20 protein-coding genes are annotated in these 18,121 nt (G+C 39.0%); 11 read left to right on the forward strand and 9 right to left on the reverse strand.

Going from position 1 to position 18,121, the window contains the following annotated elements:
• Nucleotides 1-48: 48 nt before the first annotated feature.
• Complete coding sequence (locus DV415_RS08005; RefSeq protein ID WP_118790867.1) at nucleotides 49-1,371, reverse strand: anaerobic C4-dicarboxylate transporter; 1,323 nt, start codon at nucleotides 1,369-1,371, stop codon at nucleotides 49-51.
• Between the two features lie 248 nt (nucleotides 1,372-1,619).
• Between DV415_RS08005 and DV415_RS08010 the strand changes: the two genes are divergently transcribed.
• Nucleotides 1,620-2,066, forward strand: a complete 447-nt coding sequence (locus DV415_RS08010) for a rhodanese-like domain-containing protein (RefSeq protein ID WP_118790868.1) — start codon at nucleotides 1,620-1,622, stop codon at nucleotides 2,064-2,066.
• Between the two features lie 13 nt (nucleotides 2,067-2,079).
• Complete coding sequence (gene secB / locus DV415_RS08015) at nucleotides 2,080-2,589, forward strand: protein-export chaperone SecB (RefSeq protein WP_005629412.1); 510 nt, start codon at nucleotides 2,080-2,082, stop codon at nucleotides 2,587-2,589.
• Between the two features lie 68 nt (nucleotides 2,590-2,657).
• On the opposite strand, the gene aphA is transcribed toward secB, so the two are convergent.
• Nucleotides 2,658-3,365 carry an acid phosphatase AphA gene (gene aphA, locus DV415_RS08020; protein ID WP_118776364.1) on the reverse strand — a complete coding sequence of 236 codons (708 nt, stop codon included), beginning with the start codon at nucleotides 3,363-3,365 and terminating at the stop codon, nucleotides 2,658-2,660.
• Nucleotides 3,366-3,582: 217 nt separating this feature from the next.
• Between aphA and hslV the strand changes: the two genes are divergently transcribed.
• Nucleotides 3,583-4,110 (forward strand): ATP-dependent protease subunit HslV, encoded by a 528-nt coding sequence (hslV, locus tag DV415_RS08025; RefSeq protein WP_005629407.1) that lies wholly within the window; start codon nucleotides 3,583-3,585, stop codon nucleotides 4,108-4,110.
• A 10-nt stretch (nucleotides 4,111-4,120) separates the two neighbouring features.
• Entirely contained in the window at nucleotides 4,121-5,455 is a 1,335-nt protein-coding gene (hslU, locus tag DV415_RS08030; RefSeq protein WP_114908444.1) for an HslU--HslV peptidase ATPase subunit, read from the forward strand.
• Between the two features lie 229 nt (nucleotides 5,456-5,684).
• Here hslU and DV415_RS08035 read toward each other — a convergent pair whose 3' ends face one another.
• From DV415_RS08035 to DV415_RS08050, 4 genes are all read right to left on the reverse strand, one after another.
• A complete protein-coding gene (locus DV415_RS08035; RefSeq protein WP_118782567.1) occupies nucleotides 5,685-6,359 on the reverse strand; it encodes a phosphoglycolate phosphatase in 675 nt (224 codons plus the stop codon).
• Nucleotides 6,360-6,404: 45 nt separating this feature from the next.
• Nucleotides 6,405-7,079, reverse strand: a complete 675-nt coding sequence (rpe, locus tag DV415_RS08040; protein WP_118789340.1) for a ribulose-phosphate 3-epimerase — start codon at nucleotides 7,077-7,079, stop codon at nucleotides 6,405-6,407.
• A gap of 146 nt (nucleotides 7,080-7,225) precedes the next feature.
• On the reverse strand, nucleotides 7,226-9,646 hold the full coding sequence (gene gyrB / locus DV415_RS08045; protein ID WP_118790869.1) for a DNA topoisomerase (ATP-hydrolyzing) subunit B: 2,421 nt from the start codon (nucleotides 9,644-9,646) through the stop codon (nucleotides 7,226-7,228).
• Nucleotides 9,647-9,771: 125 nt separating this feature from the next.
• Nucleotides 9,772-12,081, reverse strand: coding sequence for a Tex family protein (locus DV415_RS08050; RefSeq protein WP_118790870.1), 2,310 nt, complete (start codon nucleotides 12,079-12,081; stop codon nucleotides 9,772-9,774).
• Between the two features lie 107 nt (nucleotides 12,082-12,188).
• Between DV415_RS08050 and greB the strand changes: the two genes are divergently transcribed.
• Nucleotides 12,189-12,665 (forward strand): transcription elongation factor GreB, encoded by a 477-nt coding sequence (gene greB / locus DV415_RS08055; RefSeq protein WP_053466032.1) that lies wholly within the window; start codon nucleotides 12,189-12,191, stop codon nucleotides 12,663-12,665.
• A 56-nt stretch (nucleotides 12,666-12,721) separates the two neighbouring features.
• On the opposite strand, the gene fabR is transcribed toward greB, so the two are convergent.
• Both fabR and oxyR read right to left on the reverse strand, forming a co-directional pair.
• Nucleotides 12,722-13,339: an HTH-type transcriptional repressor FabR gene (gene fabR / locus DV415_RS08060; protein ID WP_005629669.1), complete on the reverse strand. Its 618-nt coding sequence runs from the start codon at nucleotides 13,337-13,339 to the stop codon at nucleotides 12,722-12,724.
• The gene (gene oxyR / locus DV415_RS08065) at nucleotides 13,339-14,244 is read right to left on the reverse strand and encodes a DNA-binding transcriptional regulator OxyR (protein ID WP_005635648.1); all 906 of its coding nucleotides are present in this window, start codon (nucleotides 14,242-14,244) and stop codon (nucleotides 13,339-13,341) included. Before oxyR ends, fabR begins: the two co-directional genes overlap by 1 nt.
• A 122-nt stretch (nucleotides 14,245-14,366) precedes the next feature.
• Between oxyR and pgdx the strand changes: the two genes are divergently transcribed.
• A complete protein-coding gene (pgdx, locus tag DV415_RS08070) occupies nucleotides 14,367-15,092 on the forward strand; it encodes a hybrid peroxiredoxin PGdx (RefSeq protein WP_005630531.1) in 726 nt (241 codons plus the stop codon).
• A gap of 91 nt (nucleotides 15,093-15,183) precedes the next feature.
• On the opposite strand, the gene DV415_RS08075 is transcribed toward pgdx, so the two are convergent.
• A complete protein-coding gene (locus DV415_RS08075) occupies nucleotides 15,184-15,405 on the reverse strand; it encodes a SlyX family protein (protein ID WP_005630530.1) in 222 nt (73 codons plus the stop codon).
• 97 nt (nucleotides 15,406-15,502) lie between these two features.
• On the opposite strand from DV415_RS08075, the gene fkpA reads away from it, so the two are divergent.
• The 5 genes from fkpA to DV415_RS08100 all read left to right on the forward strand — a co-directional run bounded on the left by fkpA (nucleotide 15,503) and on the right by DV415_RS08100 (nucleotide 18,014).
• Nucleotides 15,503-16,228: an FKBP-type peptidyl-prolyl cis-trans isomerase gene (fkpA, locus tag DV415_RS08080; RefSeq protein WP_118776369.1), complete on the forward strand. Its 726-nt coding sequence runs from the start codon at nucleotides 15,503-15,505 to the stop codon at nucleotides 16,226-16,228.
• Nucleotides 16,229-16,316: 88 nt separating this feature from the next.
• On the forward strand, nucleotides 16,317-16,982 hold the full coding sequence (locus tag DV415_RS08085; RefSeq protein WP_118790871.1) for a helix-turn-helix transcriptional regulator: 666 nt from the start codon (nucleotides 16,317-16,319) through the stop codon (nucleotides 16,980-16,982).
• On the forward strand, nucleotides 16,982-17,362 hold the full coding sequence (gene tusD, locus DV415_RS08090) for a sulfurtransferase complex subunit TusD (protein ID WP_118790872.1): 381 nt from the start codon (nucleotides 16,982-16,984) through the stop codon (nucleotides 17,360-17,362). Before DV415_RS08085 ends, tusD begins: the two co-directional genes overlap by 1 nt.
• Complete coding sequence (gene tusC / locus DV415_RS08095) at nucleotides 17,359-17,718, forward strand: sulfurtransferase complex subunit TusC (RefSeq protein WP_118790873.1); 360 nt, start codon at nucleotides 17,359-17,361, stop codon at nucleotides 17,716-17,718. Before tusD ends, tusC begins: the two co-directional genes overlap by 4 nt.
• Before the next feature lie 8 nt (nucleotides 17,719-17,726).
• The gene (locus DV415_RS08100; protein WP_118790874.1) at nucleotides 17,727-18,014 is read left to right on the forward strand and encodes a DsrH/TusB family sulfur relay protein; all 288 of its coding nucleotides are present in this window, start codon (nucleotides 17,727-17,729) and stop codon (nucleotides 18,012-18,014) included.
• Nucleotides 18,015-18,121 lie beyond the last annotated feature (107 nt).

Here is an 18,121-nt window from a genome sequence, read left to right on the forward strand (position 1 = left end):
TAAAAAACGGTGCTATTTCAGCACCGTTCTTTGTTATCGAATCACATTTTAAAGAATAATGTGAGAAAGACCTAAACCGATTAATAAGCAGAAAAGCATGCTCAATAAACCCGGAAGCATAAAGCTGTGGTTTAAAATGTATTTACCGATTTTGGTTGTACCCGTGGTATCGAAGTCAAGAGATGCAATGATTGGACCATAGTTAGGGATGAAGAAGTAACCATTTACAGCAACAAATACACCGATTAATACTGGTGCTGGGATACCTAATGCGATACCAAGTGGGAACAATGTTGCTACTGTTGCACCTTGGCTGTTTACTAATACTGAAAGTACAAATAGCGCGAAAGCAAATGCCCATGGTGCAGTTTCAACTAAGCCTTTCACCATTTCTTTCACTTCAGTCATGTGCGCTTGCATCAATGTGTCGCCTAACCATGCAATACCGAAGATTGCAATTACTGCACGCATACCTGCGTGGAATACAGAACCTTTAGTGATTTCAGTGCCATCTGGTTTACAAGTTAAGATAATTAACGCACCAATCGCTAACATAATGATTTCGATAGTGTGTGCCATTCCCATTGGTTTACCATCAAATACTGGACGTAAAGATGGAATCGCACCCATGATTACAACAAGTAATGAACCAAATAAGAATAAAGAAACAGAAATTTTAGCTGTTTTGCTCACTTCTACTTCTTTGACTGAAGTGGTAGAAGCAAAAATATCTGCATATTTTGGATCATTTAAACGACGTTGATATTCTGGATCATCTTTTAATTCTTTACCCATTTTGTTTACAAATAAACAAGCAATAAAAATACCTAAGATGGTTGAAGGAATCGTTACCATTAATACGTCGCCAAGATGGATGCCTTGAGGTTCAAGGTAAGCAACAACCGCTACAACAGCTGCCGCAATAGGGCTTGCTACGATAGCAAATTGTGATGCGATTACTGCCATTGACATTGGACGTTCTGGACGGATACCGTTTTGGCGGCTTACTTCAGCGATAACTGGTAATACAGAATATGCTACGTGACCAGTACCCGCTAAGAAAGTGAATAACCAAGTTACTGCTGGCGCGATAAAAGTAATATGTTTAGGATTACGACGTAAGATTTTCGTTGCGATTTTGATCATATAGTCTAAACCGCCAGCCGCTTGCATTGCTGCTGCTGCAGAAACTACAGCCATAATCATAAACATAACATCAATAGGTAAACCTGCTGGTTTTAGGCCAAAGCCAAAAGAAAGAATAGCAAGGCCTAAACCACCAAATACACCTAAACCGATACCACCTACTCGTGCACCCACAAAGATACACAATAATACGATGGCAAATTGTAGTAAGAACATTGCAGACATACTGCCCCCTAAGTTAATTAAAAAACATCTTTGTTTTATTTGTTAAAACAGCGCTTAATATAGCAACAAATAGGTATCGATTCCATAACATGGATCAATAAATTGTGGTCAAAAGTGCGGTTATTTCTAGTTTAGTTATAGATGTATAATTCAAGGTATTTAACGTTCATAAGAATTTTTTTGAAAGATAACCCAAGTGCGGTTATACTTGAGCCCTATTTTGACGTACTTAATCAGTAGAGAAAACAATGCAAGAATTTATCCCAATGGCAACGGAGTTTGCTCAAAAACATACTCTTTTAGCGGTTTCTTGGTTTGCGATTTTCGTGATGGTAATTTATACCTTCTATAAAGGCGCAACGAGTAAATTTAAAGTCATCACTCACAATGAGGTGATTCGTTTAATCAATGCGGATGAAGCTATTGTGGTGGATTTACGTAGTATTGAAGAATTTCAACGTGGTCATATCATTGATAGTATTAATTTACTTCCAAGTGAAATTAAAAATCAAAACATCGGTAAAATTGAACAACACAAAGAGAAAGCAGTTGTGTTGGTCGATATTAACGGTGTTTCCGCACCAGCTTCAGCTACGCTTTTAGCGAAACAAGGTTTTAACCGTGTGTTTGTGTTAAAAGAAGGCATATCTGCATGGGCAGCGGCAAATTTACCTTTAGTTAAAAAACATAAATAATAAGGAATAGAAAATGTCAGAACAAAAACAAGACGTTGCAGCAACAGAAGAACAACAACCCGTTCTTCAAATTCAACGTATTTATGTGAAAGATGTGTCTTTTGAAGCACCAAATCTTCCACATATTTTCCAGCAAGAATGGAAACCAAAACTTGGTTTTGATTTAAGCACCGAAACAACCCAAGTCGGTGATGACTTATATGAAGTAGTATTAAACATTTCTGTTGAAACTACACTTGAAGATAGTGGGGATGTAGCATTTATTTGTGAAGTAAAACAAGCTGGCGTGTTCACTATTAGCGGTCTAGAAGATGTTCAAATGGCGCATTGTTTAACTTCTCAATGCCCGAATATGCTTTTCCCTTATGCGCGTGAATTAGTGTCTAACTTAGTAAATCGCGGCACATTCCCTGCATTGAATTTATCTCCAGTAAACTTTGATGCATTGTTTGTTGAATATATGAATCGTCAACAAGCAGAAAATGCAGAAGAAAAATCTGAAGAAGGTCAAACTAAACACTAATTAAGTTATAAAACAAAAGGCAAGCTAGGAATCCTAACTTGCCTTTTTTGTTGTTAAAGTGCGGTCAATTAATAGCTTGAATTGATTAACACTTCTTCACCGTAGCCACCTAAAGTCGGCATTGGTTGATAAGTTGAGTTTGCTGCACGCATTAAACGAATACCACGAATACCCGCTTCTTTAGCTGCTAATACATCATCATCGCTGTCGCCATAGTGAATGGTAACTTTATGCGCAATAATGCCTGGGGTTTTGTTGTATTTAGTTGTGCGTTCACGTCCGCCCATAAATTCAACAGGGTGCATATTTTTAATATCAAACGCTTTTTGTAATACAGGTGTTACGCCATCCACGTTCCCTGCAGTACGACCTGTAATAAAATAAATTTGGTCTCCACGTTCTTGGTGCATTTTGATCAAATCAACGCCGATTTGTTTTGGAATTGAGTATTTGTCGCAACCTGCGTTAACTTCATTCCAGAAATCTTGGTTTTTCAAGTAGTCTTGTTTACCTGGAGAATATTTTTGTTGACCATAATGGAAACAAGGGCTGCTGAAAAGTACGGTATCATCAATATCAAAGCTGACATTAATTGGGCCTTTGCCTTCTAATTCTTTTTTGATTTGATCTACTGAGATCCAGTGAATTGGTTGTTCTTGCAACATTTCACGTGCATTTGTACCTGATTGAGTATAAGGCTCAGTTTTTCCTGCCATAGCTGGAATTGCTGCTGCGGTTAATAAAGCTACGACAGATAGCTTAATCATATTTTTCATAAAAACTCCTAGTTGGATGGTCATTGAATGCTATGTATCATACACATTCTATGTTTTATATCAATTTAAAGCAAACGTTTGCTGTCTTGAAGTATGATCAGGCTCACATTTTTTTATTATTTTTGGCGAATAAATCGGCAAAAGAGTATTTTCCCTTGAATTTTGTTAATTTACCGCCATATAACGAACAACTTTTCACTTTATAAAGGACAGAACAATGACAACGATTGTAAGCGTACGTCGTAATGGGCAAGTCGTCGTAGGCGGTGATGGACAAGTTTCTTTGGGTAATACCGTAATGAAAGGCAATGCACGTAAAGTGCGCCGTTTATATAATGGCAAAGTGATTGCTGGTTTTGCGGGTGGTACTGCAGATGCATTTACACTTTTCGAATTATTTGAACGTAAACTTGAAATGCACCAAGGGCACTTGTTAAAAAGTGCGGTGGAATTAGCAAAAGATTGGCGTACAGATCGTGCACTCCGTAAGTTAGAAGCGATGCTAATTGTGGCGGATGAAAAAGAAAGTTTAATCATCACGGGTATTGGCGACGTGGTTCAACCAGAAGAAGATCAAATTTTAGCAATCGGATCGGGTGGTAACTATGCGTTGTCTGCAGCACGTGCATTGGTGGAAAATACTGAACTTTCTGCTCGTGAAATTGTTGAAAAATCTTTGAAAATTGCTGGTGATATTTGCGTGTTCACAAATACAAATTTCACTATTGAAGAATTACCGAATTAAGGAAAAAGCCATGTCTGAAATGACTCCTCGCGAAATAGTTTCTGAATTAGATCAACATATTATTGGTCAAGCTGATGCAAAACGTGCTGTAGCGATTGCCTTGCGTAACCGCTGGCGCCGTATGCAGCTTCAAGAACCTTTGCGTCATGAAGTGACCCCAAAAAATATTTTAATGATTGGTCCAACTGGTGTGGGTAAAACTGAAATTGCGCGCCGTTTAGCTAAATTAGCTAACGCGCCATTTATCAAAGTAGAAGCAACGAAATTTACCGAAGTGGGCTACGTGGGGAAAGAGGTGGATTCCATTATTCGTGATTTAACGGATAGTGCGATGAAGCTTGTTCGCCAGCAGGAAATTGCGAAGAACAGAGCAAGAGCTGAAGATGCTGCCGAAGAGCGTATCTTGGATGCTTTACTCCCTCCAGCTAAAAATCAATGGGGCGAAGTTGAAAGCCATGATAGCCATAGCAGTACTCGTCAAGCGTTCCGTAAAAAATTACGTGAAGGTCAATTAGATGATAAAGAAATCGAAATTGATGTGTCTGTTGGCGTGTCTATGGGTGTTGAAATTATGGCTCCTCCAGGCATGGAAGAAATGACAAACCAGTTGCAATCATTGTTCCAAAATTTAGGTTCAGATAAAACGAAAAAACGCAAAATGAAAATTAAAGATGCGTTGAAAGCGTTGATTGATGATGAAGCAGCGAAATTAATTAACCCTGAAGAACTTAAACAAAAAGCGATTGATGCGGTAGAACAAAATGGTATCGTTTTCATCGATGAAATCGACAAAATTTGTAAGAAAGGTGAATACAGCGGTGCAGATGTATCGCGTGAAGGTGTGCAACGTGATTTACTTCCGTTAGTGGAAGGCTCGACCGTTAGCACCAAGCACGGAATGGTTAAAACTGATCATATCTTATTTATTGCATCTGGTGCATTCCAAGTTGCTCGTCCTTCAGATTTAATTCCAGAGTTGCAGGGGCGCTTGCCGATTCGTGTTGAACTTACCGCATTAAGTGCGGCTGATTTTGAGCGTATTTTAACGGAGCCACATGCCTCTTTAACCGAGCAATACAAAGCCTTGATGGCAACAGAAGGGGTGAATATTGAATTTACAACCGACGCAGTGAAGAAAATTGCTGAGGCTGCATTCCGAGTGAATGAAAAAACGGAAAATATCGGTGCACGCCGCTTGCATACGGTAATGGAGCGTTTAATGGATAAAATTTCTTTCAGTGCAAGCGACATGAATGGTCAAACTATCAATATTGATGCGGCTTATGTATCGGATGCACTCGGCGAAGTGGTCGAAAATGAAGATTTGAGTCGTTTTATTCTTTAACGATAAAGGTCTTACATATAAAAATGCGGTGAATTTTGGATCTATATCCCCAAATTGAACAGTTAATCAAATACTGAGTTCTGCATTGTACGGGACTCAGCTTTTTTATAAGTCTATTAATAGAACAAAATAGAGTTTATTCTGTTCAACTTGAAATTCTATCACATCGGTGCGAACTGTTTTTGGGGAAGCTAAAGGTTCGCCGCACTTTTTTATTCAATAGAAAATATTAAAGGATAGTTAATAGCTGGGCAAAATCATCAAACACCCAATCTGGGTTGGATTCGCTGATAGGGATATTGTAATTGTAGCCGTAAGTTAAACCAACAACTGCACAGCCTGCAGCGTGGCCTGCGATAATATCATTTTTAGAATCACCCACGAAAAGTACTTGGCGTGGTTCAAAACCAAATTTTCCGCATAAATAATAAAGCGGACCTGGATGTGGTTTAATGGCAGGTAACGATTGCCCCCCCAACATTTCACTAAATAAATGATCAATTCCAAACGCGGCCAATACTGGTTGAACATGCCTTGTGGGTTTATTAGTAACAACTGCTAGAACATAGCCTTTTTCTTTTAAGGTTTCTAATGTTTCTTTTACATTCGGATACAGACGACTTACATTACATAAATTCTCGCCATAATAAAAATTAAAACGCTCCGTTACCTGCTTAATCTCTTCTTCAGTTAAAACTTTTCCTGTTTGTTTTTGCGCCCAATCTAACGCACGGGCAATTAATACAGGCGCACCATTACCGATCCAAGTTAACACTAATTCTTCTGGTGCTTTCGGTAAATCAAATTCAGCCAAGGCAGAATTTACTGATAATGCCAAATCAGGCAGGCTATTTACCAAGGTGCCATCTAAATCAAAGCCAATAAGTTTAAATTGTGTATTCATTGTTTTTCTCTGTTCTATTGCAATCGCATTTCATTAAAACGACGGTTATGCGCCCACACTCGCGAGCTGAGTACGCATTTGGTCAATAATTTGTTTATAATCTGGCTTACCAAAAATTGCGGAACCTGCCACAAACATATCAGCACCTGCCGCTGCAATTTCTGCAATATTATCAACTTTCACACCACCATCTACTTCAAGACGAATATCATAACCACTTTCATCAATGATCTTACGAGCCTGTTGTAATTTCTTCAATGTTGCAGGAATAAAAGATTGTCCGCCAAATCCAGGATTAACTGACATTAATAAAACCACATCCACTTTATCCAAAACGTAATCTAAATAGCTCAAGGGCGTCGCAGGATTAAAAACTAATCCAGATTTACAACCACAATCACGAATAAGCTGCAAAGAGCGGTCAATATGTTCGCTAGATTCTGGGTGGAAAGTGATGTAGTTCGCACCTGCTTTAGCAAAATCGGGAATAATACGATCGACCGGTTTTACCATTAAATGCACGTCAATCGGTGCGGTAATACCATAATCACGTAAAGCTTGACATACCGCAGGCCCAAAAGTGAGATTAGGTACATAATGATTATCCATTACATCAAAATGAATAACATCTGCGCCCGCATTAAGTACATTTTGTACATCATCACCAAGACGAGCGAGATCGGCAGAAAGAATTGATGGGGCGATAAGATAAGGTTTCATAAAGGTTCTCCGTTGAGAAAATGAGTGCATTTAGTTTACTCACTTAAGTTCAAAAAACCAATAGTAATCCTTATATGAAATAATAAGATAAACAAAGAAAGGGCACTTGAGTGCCCTTTCAGTCATGAATATAAATAGACGGAAATTTACACGTCCAAATTTGCTCTTAACGCATTCAGCTCAATGAACTCACGACGTGGCTCAACTTCATCTCCCATTAAGGTCGTGAAGAGTTGATCTGCTGCAACAGCATCTTTAATAGAAACTTTCAACATACGACGTGAATTTGGATCCATTGTAGTTTCCCAAAGTTGGTCTGCGTTCATTTCACCAAGTCCTTTATAACGTTGTACTTCAAGGCCTTTACGAGATTCTTTTACTAGCCATTCAACAGCTTGTTCAAAGCTACGCACTGGTTGTACTTTTTCACCACGTGTGACATAAGCGCCTTCTTCTAATAAACCATTGAGTTGTTTATTAAGAGAAATAATTTTCGCGTATTCATTGCCGTGAACAAAATCAAAATTCAAGAAATAATCGGTATCAATACCGTGTTTGCGAACAGTAATCACCGCTTCATACACTTGGCGTTCCGCATTAAATTGTGTACGCACTGAATATTGATGCGCTTCTGTTTCTTTTGCAGTCAGTTGTTCAACAAAAGATTTACCCCAATTTTCAACCGCACTTTCCTCTTTCATCATCTCAACAGAAATTGGCGATTGATAAATTAATCCTTGCAATACAGGGGCTGGATAATGGCGACTTAAGCGACCGATAAGTTTTTGTACGCTGTTATATTCTGCCACCAATTTCTCAAATACAAGGGCATTCATTGCTGGTGCATTTGCGCTAATATGTAATTCCGCGCCATCTAACGCAAGCGTTAATTCATATTGCTCCATTTCATCCGCATCTTTAATGTAGCGTTCTTGTTTTCCTTTTTTCACTTTGTAAAGTGGCGGCTGAGCAATGTAAACATAACCACGCTCAATAAGCTCAGGCATTTGACGATAGAAGAAGGTTAAAAGCAAAGTACGAATGTGAGAACCATCCACATCAGCATCAGTCATGATAATGATATGATGATAACGTAATTTATCTGGGTTATATTCATCACGACCAATACCGCAGCCTAAAGCTGTAATCAATGTGCCTACCTCTTGGGAAGACAACATTTTGTCAAAACGTGCTTTTTCTACGTTTAAGATTTTACCTTTCAATGGCAAAATTGCTTGAGTTTTACGATCACGACCAACTTTTGCAGAACCACCCGCGGAGTCCCCCTCCACCAAGTAAAGTTCAGAAAGCGCAGGATCTTTTTCTTGGCAGTCTGCAAGTTTACCCGGCAAACCTGCAATATCTAATGCCCCTTTACGGCGCGTCATTTCACGCGCTTTGCGTGCGGCTTCGCGCGCACGAGCTGCCATAATAATTTGGTTTACAATGATTTTTGCATCTGCAGGATTTTCCAATAAATATTCCTGCATTTTTTCATTCATGGCGGACTCCACCGCACTTTTAACTTCTGACGACACGAGTTTGTCTTTAGTTTGCGATGAGAATTTTGGATCAGGCACTTTAACTGAAATAATCGCCACCAAACCTTCACGCGCATCATCGCCTGAAGTGGCCACTTTTTCTTTTTTCAGCATACCTTCGTTTTCCATGTAGCTATTTAAGCTACGAGTTAAAGCCCCACGGAAACCTGCAAGGTGAGTACCGCCATCACGTTGAGGAATGTTATTGGTGAAGCAATACACGTTTTCATTTACACCATCATTCCACTGCAAGGCGACTTCTACACCGATGCCATCTTTCTCAGCCGTAAAATAAAATGGCTTTGGATGGATTGGGTTTTTATTTTTATTCAAATATTCGACGAATGCTTGAATACCGCCTTCGTAATGGAAATGATCTTCAGAGCCATCACGTTTATCGATTAAACGAATAGATACGCCAGAATTCAAGAAAGAAAGCTCGCGTAAGCGTTTTGCTAAGATTTTATAATCAAAGGTTGTGATAGCAAAAATATCTGAGCTTGGCCAAAAACGAACCGTTGTCCCCGTTACCTCTGTGTCGCCAATTACTTTTAATGGCGCTTGTGGCTCACCTAAATGATAGAATTGCTCATGAACGTGACCTTGACGACGAATGGTTAACTGTAATTTATCAGAAAGCGCATTCACTACAGATACACCCACACCGTGTAAACCGCCCGATACTTTATAAGAGTTATCGTCAAATTTACCGCCAGCATGAAGCACGGTCATAATCACTTCTGCTGCAGAAACACCTTCTTCTGGATGAATATCCACCGGAATACCACGCCCATCATCTTGCACCGATACTGAATTATCATCATGAATAGTCACGATAATATCGGAACAATGGCCAGCGAGGGCTTCATCAATGGCATTATCCACCACTTCAAATACCATATGGTGCAAACCAGTACCGTCATCGGTATCACCAATATACATACCTGGACGTTTACGCACCGCATCAAGGCCTTTTAATACTTTAATGCTCGATGCACCATAGTTATCATTGGTCGTTTCTGACATAATTTATCTCATTCTTTTGTAAATAAAAATTGGGCGGGATTATAGCAAAAAATCGCCGTTTTGGCGATGCTTTTCGGGAAAGGAAAGCGATAAAAAAAGGGCGAATAATCTCGCCCTATAACTTGTTATTTTTTCCAATTTTTTAGCGCATCAGCAAAGGCATTGCCCATCGCATTATTACCTCTTGAATTACGTTCCTCTCGCTGCGTATTTCCACGAGATCTTGTAGATAAAGTGCGGTCAGATTTGCCGTCATTTTTGACCGCACTTTCATCTAATCGCATCGTCAACGCAATACGTTTACGCGGCACATCCACTTCCAACACTTTCACTTTTACGATATCGCCAGTTTTCACCACTTGATGTGGATCTTCTACGAATTTATCGCTTAATGATGAAATATGTACTAAACCATCTTGGTGAACACCAATATCCACAAATGCGCCGAAATTAGTCACATTGGTGACGGTACCTTCTAAAATCATGCCTGGTTTTAAATCGGTGATTTCTTCCACGCCTTCTGCGAATACAGCCGTTTTAAATTCACCACGCGGATCGCGACCTGGTTTTTCCAACTCTTTGAAAATATCTTGGACGGTCGGTAAACCAAATTGCTCATCAATGAATTGTTTTGCATCAAGCTGACGTACCACACCAGCATTGCCCATTAAATCTTGAATAGATTGCGCGGTAGCTTGCAAGATTTTTTCGACCACAGGATAAGCTTCTGGGTGAACACCAGAGGCATCAAGTGGATTTTTCCCGTCTGCAATACGCATAAAGCCTGCACATTGCTCAAAGGCTTTTGGCCCTAAACGAGGCACTTTTTTCAATTCGCTGCGGCTTTCAAAACGACCATTTTCATCACGGTATTCCACAATGTTTTGCGCTAAGGTTTTAGTCATTCCAGCCACGCGAGCAAGCAATGGCGCGGATGCCGTATTCAAATCCACACCCACCGCATTTACACAGTCTTCCACCACCGCATCGAGTTTACGCGCAAGTTGAGTTTGGTTTACATCGTGCTGATATTGCCCTACACCAATGGCCTTCGGCTCGATTTTCACCAATTCTGCCAATGGATCTTGTAAACGACGTGCAATAGATACCGCACCACGTAAAGATACATCTAAATTCGGGAATTCATTTGCCGCAAATTCAGAGGCGGAATAAACCGATGCGCCCGCTTCACTCACCACTACGGTTTGTGGTTTATTTTCTTTAATTTCTTTAATCACTTCTTTCGCAAAACGTTCAGTTTCACGAGAAGCGGTACCGTTACCAATGGCAATTAATTCCACGTTATGCTTACGAATTAAGCTGAAAATCGCCACTTGCGCTTCAGCTTCACGCCCCGTGTGTGGATAAATGGTGGTGGTATCTAATAATTTACCTGTGTTATCCACCACCGCGACTTTAACTCCCGTACGCAAGCCCGGATCCAAGCCCATAGTACTTTTCGCCCCTGCCGGTGCTGCCATTAAAAGTGCGGTCAAGTTTCTGGCGAAAACATCAATGGCTTCTTCTTCCGCTTTTTCACGTAAACTTGCCATTAATTCCGTTTCTAAATGCAACGAAACTTTAATTTTCCATGTCCACGCAATCACTTGCTCACGCCATTTATCCGCAGGCTGTCCCGTGAAACGTACATCTAAATAATCACGAATAATCTCTTCACAATAGCTTTGGCGACTTCCCTCTTCCGCATCAGGATCAGCATTTAAGCTTAATTGTAAAATACCCTCATTACGTCCACGAAACATGGCTAATGCACGGTGAGAAGGCACATTTTTCAATAATTCTTGGTGGTCGAAATAATCTTGGAATTTTGCGCCTTCCGTTTCTTTGCCTTCGATCACTTTAGATACGATAACTGCATTTTTCGCTAAATAATCACGGACTTTCGCTAATAAACCCGCATCTTCAGCAAACCGCTCCATTAAAATATAGCGTGCACCGTCTAACGCAGCTTTGCTATCAGCTACGCCTTTTTCAGCATCAACAAAGGAAAGTGCGGTTGATTCTGGATCATTTGGCTCGTTCCAAAGTAAATCAGCCAATGGCTCAAGACCAGCTTCAATGGCAATTTGGCCTTTGGTACGGCGTTTTGGTTTGAACGGTAAATATAAATCCTCTAATTCAGTTTTGCTTTGTGTCGCATGGATTTTGTCACGCAATTCATTGGTCAATTTCCCTTGCTCTTCAATAGATTTCAAAATGGTTTGCCGACGATCTTCTAATTCACGTAAATAAATTAAACGAGTTTCAAAATGACGAAGCTGGGTGTCATCTAAGCCTCCAGTGGCTTCTTTACGATAACGTGCAATAAATGGAATCGTGTTGCCATCATCTAATAATTGAATGGCGGCGAGGATTTGTTGGGGTTGAACGGTTAATTCAGCCGCAATAATTTGGCTAATTTGTTGATTTAACATTGTCATACTTCTTTGTTATGAAAGGATTCGAGAAAAAATGGGGATAGAATACTGGTTTTAGGCCGTTGGCTCAAATATAATTCGAAAAACTTTCTTTTATTTTTATTATGGCAAAATCAAATTATATTACCCGTCAAGGCTGGAATGAGCTTGATCAAGAACTCAAGTTTTTGTGGAAAGAAGAACGCCCAAAAGTCACTCAAGCTGTCTCAGATGCTGCTGCTTTAGGCGACCGTAGCGAAAATGCCGAATATATTTATGGTAAACGCCGATTACGTGAAATTGATCGTCGTGTACGTTTTTTAACTAAAAGATTGGAAGTGCTACAAATTGTCGATTACAACCCAAAGCAAGAGGGAAAAATTTTCTTCGGGGCATGGGTAGAATTGGAAAATGAAGATGGTGAAATTAAGCAATATCGTATCGTCGGTTGCGATGAATTTGCCCCTGCGAAAAATTGGATATCCATTGATTCCCCAGTTGCTCGAGCTTTAATCGGAAAAACATTAGACGACGAAGTGCGGGTAGAAACGCCCTCAGGTTTTATTACACTTTATGTGAATAAAATTTGGTATGAGAAATAACTCGGAAAAATAAAAGATAGTGAATATCTAAACTAATAGGCTAGATACAAACTATCTTACTTGCCTCTTTCCTTATTCGCTGCAAAATCAGCGCCTTTTGCAAGCATTCTTAACTGCAAAATCACTCGAGCTTTAAGTTGCTCTCGTTCAGCTTTACTCATATCTAAAGCATTCGCCCCTGCAGTGAATACGATTGTTACGATGCCTTCCGCTTGAACATAAGCAACATATTGTGAATATTGATGTTTGTAGGAAATATATTCTGCTAACTCATCAACAAAATGCTTAATTTCACGTGCTGCCGCAGTACGAAAAGCTTGAGAAGTGCCTGAACTTTCGCGTAATAGCAAGCGAAAAACGTTCGTACTGTTAGTAATAAATTCAAAAAATGTATCCACAGAAACAGAAATAACACTACCGCCCGCATCAATGCGTTTACGCGCTTGACGCATTAATTGGCGCAACATCAAACCTGCTTCATCCACCATTTCTAAGCCAAGTTCATCCATATCACTAAAATGGCGATAGAAAGAGGTAGGCGCAATACCAGCCTCGCGTGCCACTTCTCGTAAACTTAAATTAGAAAAACTTTTTTCTGCGCTAAGTTGATTAAATGCCGCATCCACTAAAGCTCGACGAGTCTTTTCTTTTTGAACAGCACGAACACCAGCCATTATTTCAACCCACCTAGAATAGATTTAACTTCATCACTGACCGCACTTGCCACACGCTCATAACGGTTACGTAATGGTGAACCAGGACGATAAACCAACGCAATGGTGCGTGATGGCTCAGGCGAATAACAAGGAATATATTTCACACCTTTGCGCGTACCCTCATTCAGTACTGCCAATTCAGGCATAAAAGTGATACCTGCATTTGCTGCCACCATATTGCGCAAAGTTTCAAGGCTAGTCGCTTGGAAATGGGAATTTTCTTTTGCGCCAGCAGTGAAGCAATAATCTAGCGCTTGATTACGCAAACAATGACCATCATCAAGCATTAACATTTCTTGACCATTTAACTGGTTCATTGGAAGTTTACTTTCTTGAGCCCAAGGATGATGCTCTGATACGGCGAGTAACATTTTCTCGTTGAAAATAGGTACTTCAATAAAAGCCTCAGTTTCCGGAACAGTGGCAACGATAGCACAATCTAAACGCCCCGTTTCCAATTGTTCTAATAATTGATGCGTTTGCGCTTCATAAAGAAAAACTTCTAAATCAGGGAATGCCGCTTTTAACGTTGGTACAATATAAGGGAGCAAATAAGGACCAACTGTTGGGATTAAACCGATGTGTAATGGCCCGGTCATTTCTTTACCTTGATTGCTCGCCATTTCTTTCAATAATTTTACTTCACGAAGAACTGTGCGAGCCTGATCAACCAATAACATCCCAGATTGAGTAAACAACACTTTACGGCTAGTGCGCTCTAACAAGATAATACCGAGCTCATCTTCTAATTTACGAATTTGACCACTTAATGTTGGTTGACTCACATTACAAGAATCGGCAGCACGGCGGAAATGTTTATATTCAGATAAGGCAACAAGATATTCTAGATCACGGATATTCATGAGATTTTCCCTATAGAAAAATTCAATTAAAAGAATAGAATTAATTGATTATGACTATATCATAATTTTCCCTATAATACAGCGCATAAAATTTAAATTAACAACCAATAGGAGAAAAAACAATGTCTAGTATGGAAGGAAAAAAAGTACCTCAAGTGACATTCCGCACTCGTCAGGGTGATAAATGGGTTGATGTAACTACCTCTGAATTATTTGATAACAAAACAGTGATCGTGTTCTCATTACCGGGCGCATTCACTCCAACTTGCTCATCATCACACTTACCACGTTACAACGAATTAGCGCCAGTATTCAAAAAATACGGTGTAGACGATATTCTTGTTGTATCTGTAAATGATACTTTCGTAATGAACGCATGGAAAGAAGATGAAAAATCTGAAAACATCACTTTCATTCCAGATGGTAATGGTGAATTTACCGAAGGTATGGGTATGTTAGTTGGTAAAGAAGATTTAGGTTTCGGTAAACGTTCATGGCGTTATTCTATGCTTGTGAAAAACGGCGTAGTTGAAAAAATGTTTATCGAACCAAACGAACCAGGCGATCCGTTCAAAGTATCAGATGCTGACACTATGTTGAAATATCTTGCGCCACAACATCAAGTACAAGAGTCTATTTCAATCTTCACAAAACCTGGCTGTCCTTTCTGTGCAAAAGCAAAACAACTTTTACACGATAAAGGCTTAAGCTTCGAAGAAATCGTATTAGGTCACGATGCAACAATCGTGAGCGTACGTGCAGTTTCAGGTCGTACTACTGTTCCACAAGTGTTTATCGGTGGTAAACACATTGGCGGTAGCGACGATTTGGAAAAATACTTTGCATAAGCAGGCAAGTATTTAGCTGATTATTATTTGGGAATGTAATTTAAAGGGCGCATTAAGCGCCCTTTTCATTTGTATGAATTTATTGCAAAAATTAATAATGAGGCGGTGGCGTTTCTTCAGATTGGCTTGCAATGTTAGAGGGTTGAAAGTCTTTTAATTTATTTGCCATATAACGTAATTGGACTTGCATTTTATCAATATCAAATTGCTGTTGAACTAAAGCGTGATTTAATTCATCTAATAACTGTTCCTGAAATGCAATTTTCGTTTCAAGTTCCTCGATGCGATTTTCTAACATTTGTTGAATTTGCATAAATTTTCTCTAAATTCTAAAAAAAAGTTGAGAATAGATAGAAAGCCATTTAATCTATTCCTTGTATTATTCCATTCATTATAAAGGATTAACTCATATGTTAAAAATTCAAAAATTATCTATCGCAGCATTAATGGTAAGTGCGGTGATTTCTGGCCAAGTTTTTGCAGAGGATAGCGCATTCGATGAGAAAGCGGCATCTTATGCCGTGGGTGTGCTCATGGGCGGCCAAATGAAAGATCTTGTAGATTCACACAAAGAAGTCATCAAATATGATAATGCGCGTATTTTAGATGGTTTAAAAGATGCCTTAGAAGGCAAAGTGGATGTTCGTAAAGATGAAAAAATCCAAAAAACCTTAGAATCTATTGAGGCAAAATTAATGGCTGCATCAAAAGCAAAAGCAGAATCGATTGCTAAACAAGCAAAAGAAGAAGGTGATAAATTCCGTGCTGAATTTGCTAAAGGTAAAGATGTAAAAACTACACAATCTGGTTTAATGTATAAAATTGAAAATGCTGGTAAAGGCGATGCAATCAAAGCTACAGATACAGTTAAAGTACATTACACTGGTAAATTACCAAATGGAAAAGTGTTTGATAGTTCCGTAGAGCGCGGTCAACCTGTAGAATTCCAACTTGATCAAGTAATTAAAGGCTGGACTGAAGGTCTTCAATTAGTGAAAAAAGGCGGAAAAATTCAATTAGTCATTGCCCCTGAATTAGGCTATGGCGAACAAGGTGCTGGCGCATCTATTCCACCAAATTCAACATTAATTTTTGATGTGGAAGTATTAGACGTCAATCCAAAAGCTACAAAATAATTAATGAGTTTAATAGCGCGCGTTCTTTAACGCGTGCTTTTTATTATAAAAACGAGCGGAATTTTTACCGCACTTTTAACCTAACACCATGACTTTAAACGACAAATATCCTTTCACCGACGAAGATCGCACTATCATAAACTCCTACAAAGCGGTTGTTGATGGTGTCAGCGCACTGATTGGCGAACACTGCGAAATCGTGCTTCATTCTCTAGAAGATATTGAACATTCTGCTATTTGTATTGCTAACGGACATAACACTAATCGACAAGTTGGTTCGCCAATCACCGATCTTGCCTTACGTTCGCTACGAAATATGCAAAGCGAAAGTGTTTCAAAGCCTTATTTTACACGAGCAAAAGGCAGCGTACTGATGAAATCAGTCACTATTGCCATTCGCAATAAAACTCAACGTATTATTGGTTTGCTTTGTATCAATATTAATTTAGATGTGCCCATGTCTCAATTTTTGCAATGCTTTATGCCAACGGTGCATACGAATGAAACATCTTCGGTTAATTTTGCGAGTTCTGTGGAAGACTTGGTTGCGCAGACTATTGAAAAAACAATAGAAGAAGTCAATGCAGATCGCTCTGTTGCTAATAATACTAAAAACCGACAAATCGTCCTTTCTCTTTACGAAAAAGGTATTTTTGATATTAAAGATGCGATTAATTTAGTCGCAGAACGTTTAGATATTTCCCGACATACGGTTTACCTCTACATCCGCCAAATCAAACAAGAGCAAGAATAATGCGCTATGTTATCGCCGTCAAAAGCCCTATTTACGGAAAGCAAGGGGCATTTTTAGCTTATCAATTTGCAGACGCCTTAATCAAAAAAGGACACAAAATCTCACAGATTTTTTTCTTTCAAGATGGCGTGAGTAACGGAAATGCATTAGTGTATCCAGCCAATGATGAAGTTAATTTACAAAAACATTGGCAAATGTTTTCCATCACCCACAATGTTCCTTTGCATTTATGTGTTGCAGCATCTCAAAGACGAGGCGTCGTCGATAACTTAACCACATCAACCACAGATCACTACAATCTTGCAGAGGGATTCACAATTGCAGGCCTTGGTGAATTTATGACAGCAAGTTTAAAAGCAGATCGAGTAATAACCCTATGAAGATAGCCTTTTTATTTCGCACATCGCCACATGGGACATCCATTTCACGAGAAGGCTTAGATGCAATTCTTGCCGCAACAGCTTTTTGTGATCCAGATGACATTGGCGTATTTTTTATAGATGATGGTGTACTAAATCTTATTAATCATCAACAACCTGAACTCATTCAACAGAAAGACTTCATTAGAATCTTTAAATTATTAGATTTATATGATGTAGAACAACGCTTTATATGCACGGAATCTTTACAGAAATTTAAGCTAGAGGATAAGCAACTCATCCTATCTTATGAAAAAATTGACCGCTCTTTATTGATAGAAAAGCTTAGTCAAGCAGAAAAATTGTTCACTTTCTAAGGAATATTATGCTTTATACATTTTCTCAATCAGATTATCCCAAAACTGAACTAGATGACTATTTTTCATATATTACAGAAAAAGATGCGGTAGTATTATGGCAAGATGGTGTGTTATTGGCAGTAAAATACCCTGATTATTTTGCTAGATGTAAGGCGAATTGTATGATGTTAGAACAAGATGTTTTAGCAAGAAATCTCACCGCACTTTTACCTCAAAGCAGCAAGATAAAATTAATTTTAATAGAAGAACTTGTTGAAATCACAGAGAATTATTCACCACAGCTATCACTATAAAAATCAAATAATCTAGTAAATACTCGAGTGAATTATCAGATATTACCATAAACAAAAAGTGCGGAGAATTTTCCCCGCACTTTCTTTTGTCTTCTTTCTGTCTTTAA

Origin of the sequence: Haemophilus haemolyticus (assembly GCF_003490595.1) — a bacterium.
Classification (GTDB): Bacteria; Pseudomonadota; Gammaproteobacteria; order Enterobacterales; family Pasteurellaceae; genus Haemophilus; species Haemophilus haemolyticus_L.

Bases quoted from the DNA above. Each gene is read 5' to 3' on its own strand.
- DV415_RS08005 (WP_118790867.1), bottom strand. From the start codon at position 1,371: ATGTCTGCAATGTTCTTACTACAATTTGCCATCGTATTATTGTGTATC.
- DV415_RS08010 (WP_118790868.1), top strand. From the start codon at position 1,620: ATGCAAGAATTTATCCCAATGGCAACGGAGTTTGCTCAAAAACATACT.
- secB (WP_005629412.1), top strand. From the start codon at position 2,080: ATGTCAGAACAAAAACAAGACGTTGCAGCAACAGAAGAACAACAACCC.
- aphA (WP_118776364.1), bottom strand. From the start codon at position 3,365: ATGAAAAATATGATTAAGCTATCTGTCGTAGCTTTATTAACCGCAGCA.
- hslV (WP_005629407.1), top strand. From the start codon at position 3,583: ATGACAACGATTGTAAGCGTACGTCGTAATGGGCAAGTCGTCGTAGGC.
- hslU (WP_114908444.1), top strand. From the start codon at position 4,121: ATGTCTGAAATGACTCCTCGCGAAATAGTTTCTGAATTAGATCAACAT.
- DV415_RS08035 (WP_118782567.1), bottom strand. From the start codon at position 6,359: ATGAATACACAATTTAAACTTATTGGCTTTGATTTAGATGGCACCTTG.
- rpe (WP_118789340.1), bottom strand. From the start codon at position 7,079: ATGAAACCTTATCTTATCGCCCCATCAATTCTTTCTGCCGATCTCGCT.
- gyrB (WP_118790869.1), bottom strand. From the start codon at position 9,646: ATGTCAGAAACGACCAATGATAACTATGGTGCATCGAGCATTAAAGTA.
- DV415_RS08050 (WP_118790870.1), bottom strand. From the start codon at position 12,081: ATGTTAAATCAACAAATTAGCCAAATTATTGCGGCTGAATTAACCGTT.
- greB (WP_053466032.1), top strand. From the start codon at position 12,189: ATGGCAAAATCAAATTATATTACCCGTCAAGGCTGGAATGAGCTTGAT.
- fabR (WP_005629669.1), bottom strand. From the start codon at position 13,339: ATGGCTGGTGTTCGTGCTGTTCAAAAAGAAAAGACTCGTCGAGCTTTA.
- oxyR (WP_005635648.1), bottom strand. From the start codon at position 14,244: ATGAATATCCGTGATCTAGAATATCTTGTTGCCTTATCTGAATATAAA.
- pgdx (WP_005630531.1), top strand. From the start codon at position 14,367: ATGTCTAGTATGGAAGGAAAAAAAGTACCTCAAGTGACATTCCGCACT.
- DV415_RS08075 (WP_005630530.1), bottom strand. From the start codon at position 15,405: ATGCAAATTCAACAAATGTTAGAAAATCGCATCGAGGAACTTGAAACG.
- fkpA (WP_118776369.1), top strand. From the start codon at position 15,503: ATGTTAAAAATTCAAAAATTATCTATCGCAGCATTAATGGTAAGTGCG.
- DV415_RS08085 (WP_118790871.1), top strand. From the start codon at position 16,317: ATGACTTTAAACGACAAATATCCTTTCACCGACGAAGATCGCACTATC.
- tusD (WP_118790872.1), top strand. From the start codon at position 16,982: ATGCGCTATGTTATCGCCGTCAAAAGCCCTATTTACGGAAAGCAAGGG.
- tusC (WP_118790873.1), top strand. From the start codon at position 17,359: ATGAAGATAGCCTTTTTATTTCGCACATCGCCACATGGGACATCCATT.
- DV415_RS08100 (WP_118790874.1), top strand. From the start codon at position 17,727: ATGCTTTATACATTTTCTCAATCAGATTATCCCAAAACTGAACTAGAT.